Origin of the sequence: Pseudarthrobacter albicanus (assembly GCF_018224015.1) — a bacterium.
GTDB lineage: Bacteria > Actinomycetota > Actinomycetes > Actinomycetales > Micrococcaceae > Arthrobacter > Arthrobacter albicanus.
On record NZ_JAGPOT010000098.1, the window covers coordinates 1 to 12779 of the forward strand.

Genomic DNA, 12779 nt, shown 5'->3' on the forward strand with positions numbered 1-12779 from the left:
CGGCCTCACCGGGGCTTCGCCGGCGTTCGCCATCTGGCTGCGGCGGCTCTACACCGCCCCGGGGACCGGGGACCTGCTGGCCCTGGACTCCCGGGCCCGGCTCTTCCCGGCCGGGCTGCACCGCTTCCTGACGGCCCGCGACGACACCTGCCGCACCCCCTACTGCGACGCCCCGATCCGGCACCTGGACCACATCGTCCCCTGGCACGACGGCGGCACCACCAGCCACGCCAACGGCTCCTCGCTCTGCGAAGCCTGCAACCACACCAAGGAAATCCCCGGCTGGGCCGCGCAGCCGAGGCCGGGCCCCCGGCACACGCTCGAACTCACCACCCCCACCGGCCACACCTACTCCTCCACCGCGCCCCCGCTCCCCGGCACCCCCATGACCGGCGACCCGTTGAGCGGCGCGCCGTTTGTTCCGCAGTTCACCTGGGACTCCGGGCTGCTTCCGGGAATTTCCCCGCGCCGAACGGGCCGCCGCAGACGAAGACTCCGGCACCAGGCGAAGACCGGCAAACGCTACCGGCTGTCCCCGCCGCTCGCGGCCTGATCACGTCGCGGCCTGAACAGCCTGCGGCCTGAACAGTCCGGCATCCCCCTTATCGGACCGAGAGCTCGGGTTCCTTGGTCCCCGGGCCTGATTCCACGGATTCCTTCCGCAGCCGGGCGCCTTCAACGTCGACGTCCGGCAGGATGCGGTCCAGCCAGCGGGGCAGCCACCAGGCCTTCTCGCCCAGCAGGTACATCACGGCGGGAACGATCGTCATGCGCACCACGAACGCGTCCACCAGCACGCCGAACGCCATCGCGAAGCCCAGCGGCCGGACCATGTTCAGGTGCGAGAAGATGAAGCCCGCGAACACGCTGACCATGATGATGGCGGCGGCGGCGACCACGGCGGCGGCGTGGCTGAATCCGGTGCGGACGGCGTGTTTCGCCGATGCGCCGTGCATGTACGCCTCGCGCATCCCGGCGGCGATGAACACCTGGTAGTCCATGGCCAGCCCGAACAGCACGCCGATCAGGATGATGGGCAGGAAGCTGAGCACCGCGCCGGGATTGGCGACGTCGAACACGGTCCCCAGCCAGCCCCACTGGTACACGGCCACGACGGCCCCGAACGCGGCGGCGAGGGAGAGCAGGAAGCCGCCCGTGGCCAGCAGCGGCACCACGATGGAGCGGAACACCAGCAGCAGCAGGAGCAGCGAGAGGCCCACCACGATCGCCAGGTACGGCGGCAGGGCGTCGCCGAGCCTGGCGGAGACGTCCACGTTGCCGGCGGTCTGGCCGGTGAGGCCGATGCTGACCCCGGTGGCATCCTTGATGTCGGCTTTCTTGCCGCGGAGCTCGGCGACCACCTTGACGGTGCTGGCGCTGGCCGGGCCCTCCCGGGGCACCACCTGGAACACCGCGGTGCGGCGGTCCTCGCTGAGGGCCACCGGGACGGCGGCGGTCACGTTGTCCACGCTGCGCAGGATGTCCGCGACGTCGAGCTGCCTGGCCTGCGCCTCGGCGGCACTCAGCCCGGCCGGGAAGTCGCCCACGACGACGATCGGCCCGGTCATGCCTTCGCCGAAGCTGCGTCCGGTCACGTCATAGGCCTTGAACGCCTGCGAATCGACAGGTTCGGACCCGCCGTCGGGCAGGGCGAGCCGGAGCTGGCTGGCCGGCAGGGCCACGACGCCCAGCAGCACGACGCCGGCGAGCAGCGCCAGGACCGGGTGCCGGGTGATGAGCCCGCCCCAGCCGCGGCTGCTGCGCTGTTCGTCCCTGGCCATGTCCGCGGCCTCGTGTCCCGGGGCGGCGTTGTGCTTCTCCGCCTTGGCCCAGGCGCGCCGGGAGATCAGTTTCCGGCCCGCCAGCGAGAGTACGGCCGGGGTCAGGGTCAGGGCGACGACGACGGCGACCGCCACGGTGGCGGCGGCGGACAGGCCCATCACCCCCAGGAACGGGAGGTCCGGGATGACGAGGGCGGCGAGGGCGATGATGACCGTCAGGCCGGCGAAGAGCACCGCGTTGCCGGAGGTGCCGGTGGCCAGGGCCACGGATTCCTCGGCGTCCATGCCGGCGAGGAGCTGGCCGCGGTGCCGGTTGACGATGAACAGCGAGTAGTCGATGCCGACGGCGAGGCCCAGCATCAGCGCCAGCATGGGGGAGATGGAGCTCATGTCCACGACGCCGGTCAGGGCGAAGGTGCCGCCCACACCGACCCCCACGCCCACGAGGGTCATCAGCAGCGGGAGCCCGGCGGCGATCAGGGTGCCCAGCATGACGATCAGCACTAGGGCCGCGACGGCGATGCCGAGGATCTCGGAGATGCCGAACATCTCCGAGACGTCCTCGGTGATTTCCTTGCTGGCGAGGGCTGTGACGCCGGCGGGGGAGACTTCCTGGGCGATGTCCTGGACCTGCTGGCGGACCGCCGGGGCCAGGGCGTTGATGGAGGTGTTGAACTGCACCTGCGCGATCGCGGCCTTGCCGTCCCCGGAGACAAAGCGCATCCCGTGCGAGGCGGCGAGCTGGCGCTTGGCGAGGGCGAGCCTGGCCTTGCCGGCCTCGAGTTCCCGGGTCCCGGCGTCGAGCTTCTCCTGGCCGGCCGTGAGGGCAGCCTTCTGTGCGCCCAGCTGTGCTTCGACGGCGGCGGCGGGCAGTCCGGCCGCGGCCAGCTGCTGCTCCGCGGCGGCCAGCCGGGCCTTCCCGGCGGCGAGTTCAGCGCCGGACGCATCCAGTTGCGCCCTGCCGGCGTCGGCCTGCTGTTCACCGGCGGCGATCTCCGCGGCGGCCTGGTCCAGCTGCGCCTGCGTGGCGAACGGGTCCACCGTCCCCTGGACGGCGGGGAGCGTCCTGAGCTTGGCCAGCGCGGCCGTGACGGCGTCCCTGCCGGCCTGGCTGAACTGGCCGTCCGTGGCCTCGAACACGATGCCGGCGGAGCCGCCCGAGGACTTGGGCAGCTCCTGCTTCAGCTTGTCGGCCATCCGCTGCGTCTCGGTGCCCGGGATCTGGAAGTTGTTGGACATGGTGCCGTGGAATGCGGCGGCGGCGCCGCCGACGGCCAGGATGACGGCCAGCCACAGCGAGATGACGAGCCAGCGGTGGCGGTAGGAGAACTTGCCGAGGCGGTAGAGCAAAAGGGCCATGTCAGTGCCGATCTGGGAAAGGGGTGGAAGGGGAGGCAGTGCCGGCGAAACCTGAGCCCAGCAGGGTCATGGAATCGATGAGGAGCTGGCGCAGGGCGGCGAGGGATTCGGGGCTGAGGTCGCCGCCGCACCGGGCGAACCAGACATCCAGTGCCGCTTTGCCGCAGGAGATGATGGAGCCGGCCAGGGCGCGGAGGTACAGTTCATCAACCCCGACGACGGCGGCAGCACCGGTGTCGGTTGCGGGGGCGAACCGCTCACGGGCGGCGTCGATGATCTGTTCGGTGCAGTGGTCCCACGCCTCCAGCTCGGAACGGCTGAGCTGGGGGTTGGTCTTGCCCAGGCTGTAGAGCTCTGCCATCGGCGCGACGGTCATGGGGTCGGCGAGTTCAACCAGGGCCGCCCGGGCCGATTCCAGGATGGGTTCTCCGGCCGGGCGCAGCCGGAACTGCCGGAGCGCGGTGTCCAGGAAGCCGAAAGTCACCGCGGCCAGGGCGGCTTCGGTGCTGGCGAAGTAGTTGAAGAACGTCCGGCGGGAGATCCCGGCGGCGTCGGCGATGTCCTCGACCGTGAAGTTGCCGGGCCCCTGGATGCGGAGCAGGCCCAGGGCCGAATCGGTGATCGCCTGGCGGGTGGCCGCCTTGTTCAGTTCGCGGCGCGTCGGCACGGAGTCCGGGGCGTTGTGGGAGGTCGTTGGGGGCATGCGAATTACACTACGTGCATCTTTGCACTGTGAGCAAGTTTCTGTTAGTGTACCGGCAGAGCAGCAGTCCAGCTTCTCGGCTATGGAGCGGAGAATGGCGGTTTTTCACTGAATGGCGGTTCTGGCCGAGTCCGTCGACGAGGCGAAGTTGCCGGGGTAACCCTCGGCTCGCTTGCGTGCTGCTCAACGTGACCATTGTGGTCAACGTCAGGTGAAATTGATCAGCGCCACTCGGCTCATGCCGCCCCCTGCGTTGAATGTAGAGGTTTCCTCGAATATTGGCAATGGAATGGGTATGTTCACCGAAGAGCGATAGCACTACATGCGAACTAAGGGGATCGGATGCCGGAGCCCGGTGTGGAGGTTGTGTGGGGCGCGTTGTCGAGGGCGTGGCGGAAGGCCCAGTACGAGGAGGAGCTGTGGCTGCAGTTCCGGCCCCGCGGGTCGAAGGATGTCTTTGACGCGGTCGAGGCTGCGGTCCGGGTAGCGAACCAGGAAGTGGAGGACGCCGGGTGGGGCGACGCAGTCTTCGCCGAGGGGGTCTCCGACTCCGACGCCGGACCGGTGGCACTGATGAGCAGAGCCGGCCCCATAGAGGGGGTGCGCGCCTGGCTGGATGCCTTCGCCCGGCACTTGCAGGCCTTGGGGAACTCCGGGAAAGTCACCGCCGCGCCGCAGGCGTTTTTCCCGGACTGGCTGAGCGGCGAAGTCGAGCTGCCGCGGCAGCTCACAGCCTTCGTGGCCTACCGGACCGACGATCTGACCCTGCTGGACGAGCAGGAGCGCAGCATGAGCTGGTCCGTCCCGGCCGAGCTGACGGCGAAGATCACTGACGCCGCCACGGCGTGGGGCCGGTTCGACGGTGCGGACGTCTACCTGTTGCGCAGCATCCACCAGACCCGCACGAAGAACCCCGACGTCGGGCCGACGCTCGCGGACGGTGCCGCGCGGTTCGGACAGGCTCGTGTTGCCTATCTGCGGTCCGAGCCGCGCCGGCTGGTCTGGGCGTCGCTGGGCACCCTGGGCCGGACCTGCTATGGGGTCATGGACGACACAGTGTCCTGGCAGGACCGGCTTGCGCAGGTTGTCCGGGCCATGGCCGCGTTTCCCGGCGACACCGATCTGGCGTTTGTGCAGTACTGCAATGCCCTCACCCCCGATTGGAGCGAGCTTGCCGCCGGCAGGCCCCTGCTGCCCTACGTGAAGGAATCCCACATCCGCTACAACAGGCACCTGAATGCGCAGTACATTGCCGACGCGCACGGACTGCAGCTCCTCACCGACGCCCACCTGGCGCACGCGAACGACCTGTCCGACTGGACCATCGAACCTCTCGGCGCCGGAAAGCACCTCGTGCAGGCAAAAGACCTGAAGCCCTGGTACGCCACCGTCGACCCGGCCCCGGAAACACTGGCCAAGGCGCGCGCCGATTTCGGGGGCATGCTCCTCACCCCCGAGATCATCGCGGCCAACCCGCCACCCTGGCGCTGACCAAGAGATGGCGTGAGTGACCAGCACTTCAGTGACCGGGTCGCGATCTGGGTGGACCAGCACCTCCCACGATTCACAGGAAGATGAAAGCTTAGGTACAGCTATCCCAGACCTCGCAGGCGCACACTGGGAGAGGGTCCTGACCCAGAGTTCCGCTCAATAGCAGCACGAGGTAGCAGCGCCGCCACCGGACGGCAGATCCAGGAGCAGCAGATGTCACACACGAAGAGAATAGCCCTCGGCCTGGGGGCCGCGGCCCTGGCACTGGGCGCCGGCCTCGGAGTCACCGCGATGGCCTCCGCAACCACCACCCCCAGCCCCACCCCGTCCAGCAGCTCCAGCGCCCCGGCGGATAACTCGACCGCCGAAGTCCGGGGAATGCACGGCGGCCGCCACGGCCACGGCGACGACGGCGGGGATCGCGGCGGACGTGCCAAGGAGCTCGCCGCGAAGCTGGGCGTGGACGAGGCCAAGGTGGCCGACGCGCTGAAGGCCTTCCGCCAGGCCAACAAGCCGGCCACCCCGCCGGCCGAAGGGCAGAAGCCGGACCGTGCCGCGATGGAGAAGGCGCTTGCCGCATCCCTCGCGAAGTCGCTGGGCCTTGACGAGTCCAAGGTCACCGCCGCCCTCGACGAGCTCCGCAGCCAGGCCCAGGCGAACCACGCGGCAGCCCTGAAGCCCCGCCTCGACCAGGCCGTCAAGGACGGCACCCTGACCCAGGCCGAGGCCGACGCCGTCACCAAGGCCGCTGAAAAGGGCGTGATCGGCGGCCGCCGCTGACGCCCGCCCGCAAGACGGACGCGGCTTAACGAACAATTCCCCGGGAGATTCCCGGGGAATTGTTCGTCAATGCTGCCGTGCGGGAGCCCAGCTACGCCTTGGCGTCCGCCAGTTCGCGGCCCTCCGGCGTCCCCGCCGCCGGCACAGCTGACGCTGCCGGCGCCGGAACGGCCGACGGGTCGGCGGCGTCTGCGTCAGCGGCCGTGTCACCGGCAGCGTCTGCGACGTCGTCGCTGAACGGGTCGCCGTTGCGCGGAGCGTTGTAGAGCGTCTCGTCCAGGATGCCCTGGCGCCTGGCCACGATCGCCGGGATCAGTGCCTGCCCGGCGACGTTGACGGCCGTGCGGCCCATGTCCAGGATCGGGTCGATGGCCAGCAGCAGGCCGACGCCGGCCAGCGGCAGTCCCAGCGTGGAAAGCGTCAGCGTCAGCATGACGACGGCGCCGGTGGTGCCCGCCGTCGCGGCCGAGCCGAGCACGGAGACGAGGGCGATCAGCAGGTACTGGGTAAAGTCCAGCTGGATGCCGAAGAACTGTGCCACGAAGATCGCTGCGATGGCCGGGTAGATCGCGGCGCAGCCGTCCATCTTGGTGGTGGCGCCCAGCGGCACGGCGAAGGAGGCGTAGGCGCGGGGGACGCCGAGGTTGCGCTCGGTCACGCGCTGGGTCAGCGGCAGGGTGCCGATCGAGGACCGGGAGACGAACGCCAGCTGCACGGCCGGCCAGACGCCGGAGAAGTACTGCCTGACGGACAGGCCGTGGGCGCGGACCAGGACCGGGTAGACCACGAACAACACGAGGGCCAGGCCGATGTAGATAGCCACGGTGAACTTGCCGAGCGAGCCGATGGTGTCCCAGCCGTAGACGGCCACGGCGTTGCCGATCAGGCCGACGGTACCCAGCGGTGCAATGCGGATGATCCACCAGAGCACCTTCTGGATGACGGCCAGGGCGGAGGCGTTGAGCTTCAGGAACGGCTCGGCGGCCTCGCCCACCTTGAGGGCCGCGACGCCGACGGCGATGGCGATCACGAGGATCTGGAGCACATTGAAGCTCACGGCGGTGGTGGCAACGCCGTCGGTGACCGTGGTGCTGGCGCCGAGGCCCAGGAAGTTCTTGGGAAACAGGCCGGTCAGGAAGGCCCACCAGTCACCGGACTTGCCGGCGTACTTGGCTTCCTGGGAGATCCCGGTGTTGGCGCCGGGCTGCAGGAGCACGCCCAGGCCGATGCCGATCAGCACGGCGACCAGGGAGGTGATCGCGAACCAGAGCAGCGTGTTCCACGCCAGCCGGGCGGCGTTGGAGACGGCCCGCAGGTTGGAGATGGAGCTGACCACCGCGGTGAAGATGAGGGGGACGACGGCGGTCTGCAGCAGCGAGACGTAGCTCGAGCCGATCGTCTGCAGCGTGCCGCCGAGGGCGTTGGGACTGGTCTTGGTGCTGCCCGTGTACTTGGCCAGGAGGCCAAGGCCCAGGCCGACGATCAGGGCGGCGATGATCTGGAAACCGAACGAGCCGGCCCAGCTGGGCAGCTGGAAACCGGTCTTTCCAGCGGGTGCGGGGGTGCTTGTCTGAGTGCTCACCCGAACACGCTAGGACCGGTCGGCTTATCACGGCGAACCGATGTTGAGAAATGTTACGGGCTCACTTGTAGCCCCGCGGCGCGAAATCCCGGGAATTCAACCGGAAGACTACCCGATTGTGAAGTTATTCCCAGACAAAATGTGGCGATTGTCACCGGCTGAACTGACTGTCCCGGGGGGACAGGCATCCGGCAGCGTGCGTCTAAGCGAGGGCCCACGCCGTCAGGGTTCCCTGGCCGAGCTTGCGAGGTTAGGGGGACGGTGGGGAGAACGAGCGGGCACGCCGAGGATGTCTGGTTCCCGGGGCAGGTGTCACCCCAGCAGCGCGCGCCTGAGGGTGTCCAGGCCCACGGAGCCGATGTTCAGGGCCTTGGTGTGGAAGGCCTTGAGCTCGAAGCCGGGCCGGGATTCGAGCTCGGCCCGGATCTGCTCCCAGAGCCGCTGGCCCACCTTGTAGGAGGGGGCCTGCCCGGGCCAGCCGAGGTAGCGCGCGAATTCGAACTGGAGCTGTCCCTCGCTGATGTCCAGGTTGGCCTTGAGGAACTCCAGGCCCTTGTCCGCGGTCCAGGTGCCGGATCCCCAGCGCGCCGGGACCTCCAGCTCCAGGTGCACGCCGATGTCGAACACCACCCGGGCGGCCCGCATCCGCTGCATGTCCAGCATGCCCATGTGGTCGCCCGGGTCGTTGAGGTAGCCCAGTTCCTGCATCAGCTTCTCGGCGTAGAGCGCCCAGCCTTCACCATGCCCGGAGGTCCAGCACACGTTGCGGCGCCACTTGTTCAGCAGCTCGCGGCGGTAGGTGGCGGTGCCGATCTGCAGATGGTGGCCGGGCACGCCCTCGTGGAACACCGTGGTGGTCTCGGCCCAGGTGGTGAAGGTGTCCTCGCCCGCCGGCACCGACCACCACATGCGGCCGGGGCGGCTGAAGTCGTCGGAGGGGCCGGTGTAGTAGATGCCGCCGTCGTCCGTCGGTGCGATGCGGCATTCGAGCGTCTTCATGACGTCCGGGATCTCGAAGTGGACGCCGGCGAGGTCGGCCACGGCCTTGTCGGAGAGTCCCTGCATCCAGGCGATCAAGGCGTCGGTGCCCTTGATCCGGCGCGCCGGATCGTTGTTCAGGACCTTCTTCGCCTCGCCGATGCTGGCTCCGAGCCGGATCTGCGCGGCCACGGCTTCCTGCCCGGCGATGATGCGGTCCAGCTCCTGCACACCCCAGGCGTACGTCTCTTCGAGGTCCACCGTGGCGCCCAGGAACTCGCGGGAGGCGAGGGCGTAGCGCTCGCGGCCGACGGCGTCCGTGGCCGGGGCAGCGGGCAGCAGCTCCGCTTCCAGGAAGCCGGCCAGCCGGGAGTAGGCGGTGCGCGCGGCGGCAGCGCCGGCGTCGAGCCTGGACTGCTGCTCGGCCGGAAGCGGCCCCCCGGCGGTCCTGGCGCCGGCGGCAAGCTTGGCGAAGAAGCCGTCCTCCGCGGCGTACCTGGTGACCTGTTCCATGACGATCGAGACCTGGCGGGCCGCGGCGACCTTGCCGTCGTCCTTCGCGGCGCGCAGTGACGCGATGTAGCCGTCGATCGCGGCGGGGACGTTGTGCGCCCGGCCGGCGATGTGCTCCCACTGCTCGGCGGTGTCCGTGGGCATGAGGTCGAAGATCGAGCGGATGTCCTGGGCGGGGGAGGCGATGTTGTTCAGCTCGGCCAGGTCCCAGCCGGAGGCGTGGATTTCCAGCCTGAGGCCCAGCCGCTCGCGCATGGCATCGAGCGTGACGGCGTCGACGTCGTCGGCCGGCTCCAGGCCGTCCAGGGCGGCCAGGGTCTCCCGCGCCGCGGCGGCGAATTCCTCCCGGCCCGCCGGGGTGAAGTCCTGGTAGCCGGTCTCATGGCCCGGCAGGCCGAGCTCCGTGGCGAAGCTCGGGTTAAGCCGGATCAGGGTGTCCGTGTACGAGTCGGCGACGGCGTCGATGGCGGTCGTGGTGCGCACCGGGGACGTGTTTTCGGAAGCAGCGGTGTCGGTAGTCACCCGAAGAGACTAGCCGGGCCACCGCGGTTATGAAAGGGTCACTGAACTTTCCCGGCGGCCCGGTAACGGACCGGTAGGGGCCCGGTCAGCCGCGGCTGCGGCGCCAGGAGTCGGGGCCGGGTGTGGGTGCCAGCCGCAGCTGCTGCCGGCGGACCCAGTGCCGGACCCCCGGCTTCTGCGGCGCCGCGGGTTCGCCCTGCCCCAGGGACAATACGACGGCGGCCAGCGCCGCCAGTTCCTCCGGCGTCGGCTCGCCCTTCACGACGGAGAGCATGGGTTCCGCCGCCGGTGCCTCGGCCGGTTCGACCACGGCGGGCTGACCGGCGGGCTCTTCGACGGGCGTCACAGCGGGATGTTCCCGTGCTTCTTGGCGGGCAGGCTGGCCCGCTTGTCCCGCAGCGCGCGCAGGCCCTTGATGAGCTGCACGCGGGTTTCGGACGGGGCGATGACGGCGTCCACATAGCCGAGCTGGGCCGCCTGGTACGGGTTCAGCAGCTCCTCCTCGTACTGGCGGATGACCTCGGCGCGCTTGGCCTCGACGTCGCCGCCGTCCGCAGCCACCGCGGCGAGTTCGCGACGGTACAGGATGTTGACCGCGCCCTGGGCGCCCATCACGCCGATCTGCGCCGTGGGCCAGGCCAGGTTCAGGTCCGCGCCGAGCTTCTTGGAACCCATCACGATGTACGCCCCGCCGTAGGCCTTGCGGGTGATGACGGTCAGCTTGGGCACGGTGGCCTCGGCGTAGGCGTAGAGCAGCTTGGCGCCGCGCCGGATGATGCCCTGGAACTCCTGGTCCTTGCCCGGCAGGAACCCCGGCACGTCCACCAGCGTGATGATGGGGACGTTGAAGGCGTCGCAGTGCCGCACGAAGCGGGCGGCCTTCTCCGAGGCCGCGATGTCCAGGGTGCCGGCGAACTGCACGGGCTGGTTGGCCACGATCCCCACGGTGTGGCCCTCGACCCGGCCGTAGCCGATGATGACGTTCGGGGCGTAGAGGGACTGCATCTCCAGGAAATGCGCGTCGTCCACGATCTGCTCGATGACCCGGCGCATGTCGTAGGGCTGGTTGGCCGAGTCCGGGATGAGCGAGTCGAGGGCGAGGTCGTCGTCGTCAAGCTCCAGTTCCTGGCTGTGCTCCAGCACGGGGGCCTCGGCGAGGTTGTTGGACGGGAGGAAATCGAGGAGCTCGCGGACGAACTCGATCGCGTCGGCCTCGTCGGAGGCGAGGTACGTGGAGGTGCCCGTGGTGGAGTTGTGCTGCCGGGCGCCGCCGAGGGTCTCCATGTCCACGTCCTCGCCCGTGACGGTCTTGATCACGTCGGGGCCCGTGATGAACATATGGGAGGTCTTGTCCACCATCACCACGTAGTCGGTCAGCGCGGGGGAGTAGGCGGCGCCGCCGGCCGAGGGGCCCATGATGAGGGAGATCTGCGGGACGACGCCGGAGGCGTGGACGTTGTTGCGGAAGATGTCCGCGAACATCGCCAGCGAGGCCACGCCTTCCTGGATGCGGGCGCCGCCGCCGTCGAGGATGCCCACCACGGGGCAGCCGTTGCGCAGCGCGAACTCCTGGACCTTGACGATCTTCTCGCCGTTGACCTGGCTCAGCGAGCCGCCGTACACGGAGAAGTCCTGGCTGTAGACCGCGACGGGCCGGCCGTCCACGGTACCGTAGCCGGAGACCAGGCCGTCACCGAGGGGTTTCTTCTTTTCCATCCCGAAGGCCGTGGAGCGGTGCACCGCCAAGGCATCGAACTCGACGAAGGAGCCGGCGTCGAGCAGCAGGTCGATGCGCTCCCGGGCCGTGTTCTTGCCGCGCGCATGCTGCTTCTCGATCGCCTCGGGGCCTGAGGGTTGCTCGGCGCTGGCCTGGCGGTCGCGGAAGTCTGCAATCTTTCCCGCAGTCGTGGTCAGATCGTGGCTCATCGAGTGTCTCCGGCTCTGTAGCTGATGGTGGTAGCTGGTAATCGCTGGCCCTGTACCGCGTGGCGGTTTAAGTAGCTTCCGCACAAGTCGGGGGAAGTTCCACAGGGCCCTGATGGCAAGTCTAGTGACGCGGCGGGCGGGGGCCGCTGTAGAGAACCTACAAACTTCCCTCCCTTCCCACCCGGACCACCGATATTACTCATCGGTAACATCAGTCCGCTAGAGTGTGCGCATGACTTCAAGCAATGATGCTTCGGGCACCGCCGCAGCGCCGTACCAGGCCGCCGGTTCCCTCCGGAACCGCACCGTCCTCATCTCCGGCGGCAGCCGCGGGATCGGCCTGGCCATCGCCACCCGCGCGGCCCGGGACGGCGCCAACATCGTGCTGCTGGCCAAGACCGGCCAGCCCCACGCGCGGCTGGAGGGCACGGTCTACTCCGCCGCCGAACAGATCGAGGCCGCCGGCGGGCAGGCGCTGCCGCTGGTCGGCGATGTGCGCAAGGACGACGACGTCGCCGGCGCGGTGGCCGCCGCCGTCGAACGCTTCGGCGGGATCGACATCGTCATCAACAACGCCTCCGCCATCGATCTGTCCCGGACCGACGCCGTGGACATGAAGCGCTACGACCTCATGCAGGACATCAACGTCCGCGGCACCTTCCTGCTCTCCAAGCTCGCCCTGCCGGCCCTGCGGGAATCCGACGCCGGGCAGATCCTGACGCTGTCCCCGCCGCTGAACCTGGACCCCAAATGGGCCGGCCTGCACCTGGCCTACACGATGGCGAAGTACGGCATGAGCCTGACCACCCTGGGCCTGGCCGAGGAGCTCAAGGCCGACGGCATCAGCGTCAACTCGCTCTGGCCCTGCACCCTGATCGACACCGCGGCGATCCGCAACATGCCGGGCGGGGAATCGATCGTCAAGGGGGCCCGCGGCCCCGGGATCATGGCCGACGCCGCCCACGCCGTGCTGACCGGCAGCAATGCCACGCCGGCATCCGGCAGCCGGAGCGGCAACTTCTACACCGACGAGCAGGTCCTCGCCGCGGCCGGCGTCACGGACTTCACCCCGTACAGCCTCGGGGCGCCCGAGGACCGGCTGGTTGCCGACATTTTCCTCTGAGGCTCCCGGGGGACCGTTGCC

Annotated in this window: 10 protein-coding genes; 4 read left to right on the forward strand and 6 right to left on the reverse strand. The window is 69.3% G+C overall.

All coding sequences use genetic code 11. The annotated features are described in order from the left end of the window. On the forward strand, positions 1 to 553 hold a 553-nt coding region (locus J9611_RS17880; protein WP_211882156.1), incomplete at its 5' end, for an HNH endonuclease. 49 nt (positions 554 to 602) lie between these two features. On the opposite strand, the gene J9611_RS17885 is transcribed toward J9611_RS17880, so the two are convergent. Further along, positions 603 to 3140, reverse strand: coding sequence for an MMPL family transporter (locus J9611_RS17885; protein ID WP_211882158.1), 2538 nt, complete (start codon positions 3138 to 3140; stop codon positions 603 to 605). 1 nt (position 3141) lies between these two features. Further along, positions 3142 to 3843: a TetR/AcrR family transcriptional regulator gene (locus J9611_RS17890; RefSeq protein ID WP_211882160.1), complete on the reverse strand. Its 702-nt coding sequence runs from the start codon at positions 3841 to 3843 to the stop codon at positions 3142 to 3144. Between the two features lie 342 nt (positions 3844 to 4185). On the opposite strand from J9611_RS17890, the gene J9611_RS17895 reads away from it, so the two are divergent. Both J9611_RS17895 and J9611_RS17900 read left to right on the forward strand, forming a co-directional pair. Beyond that, positions 4186 to 5334 (forward strand): hypothetical protein, encoded by a 1149-nt coding sequence (locus J9611_RS17895; RefSeq protein ID WP_211882162.1) that lies wholly within the window; start codon positions 4186 to 4188, stop codon positions 5332 to 5334. A 213-nt stretch (positions 5335 to 5547) separates the two neighbouring features. After that, positions 5548 to 6114 carry a Clp protease N-terminal domain-containing protein gene (locus J9611_RS17900; RefSeq protein ID WP_211882164.1) on the forward strand — a complete coding sequence of 189 codons (567 nt, stop codon included), beginning with the start codon at positions 5548 to 5550 and terminating at the stop codon, positions 6112 to 6114. Between the two features lie 91 nt (positions 6115 to 6205). Here J9611_RS17900 and J9611_RS17905 read toward each other — a convergent pair whose 3' ends face one another. The 4 genes from J9611_RS17905 to J9611_RS17920 form a co-directional block, all read right to left on the reverse strand. Next, positions 6206 to 7696 carry a dicarboxylate/amino acid:cation symporter gene (locus J9611_RS17905; protein ID WP_211882166.1) on the reverse strand — a complete coding sequence of 497 codons (1491 nt, stop codon included), beginning with the start codon at positions 7694 to 7696 and terminating at the stop codon, positions 6206 to 6208. 312 nt (positions 7697 to 8008) lie between these two features. Then, positions 8009 to 9709 carry a DUF885 domain-containing protein gene (locus J9611_RS17910; protein ID WP_211882168.1) on the reverse strand — a complete coding sequence of 567 codons (1701 nt, stop codon included), beginning with the start codon at positions 9707 to 9709 and terminating at the stop codon, positions 8009 to 8011. Positions 9710 to 9794: 85 nt separating this feature from the next. Then, on the reverse strand, positions 9795 to 9983 hold the full coding sequence (locus tag J9611_RS17915; protein WP_211882196.1) for an acyl-CoA carboxylase subunit epsilon: 189 nt from the start codon (positions 9981 to 9983) through the stop codon (positions 9795 to 9797). Between the two features lie 68 nt (positions 9984 to 10051). After that, positions 10052 to 11635, reverse strand: a complete 1584-nt coding sequence (locus tag J9611_RS17920; protein WP_211882170.1) for an acyl-CoA carboxylase subunit beta — start codon at positions 11633 to 11635, stop codon at positions 10052 to 10054. Between the two features lie 232 nt (positions 11636 to 11867). Here J9611_RS17920 and J9611_RS17925 point away from each other — a divergent pair, with 232 nt between their 5' ends. Beyond that, positions 11868 to 12758 (forward strand): SDR family oxidoreductase, encoded by an 891-nt coding sequence (locus tag J9611_RS17925; RefSeq protein ID WP_211882172.1) that lies wholly within the window; start codon positions 11868 to 11870, stop codon positions 12756 to 12758. Positions 12759 to 12779: the final 21 nt, after the last annotated feature.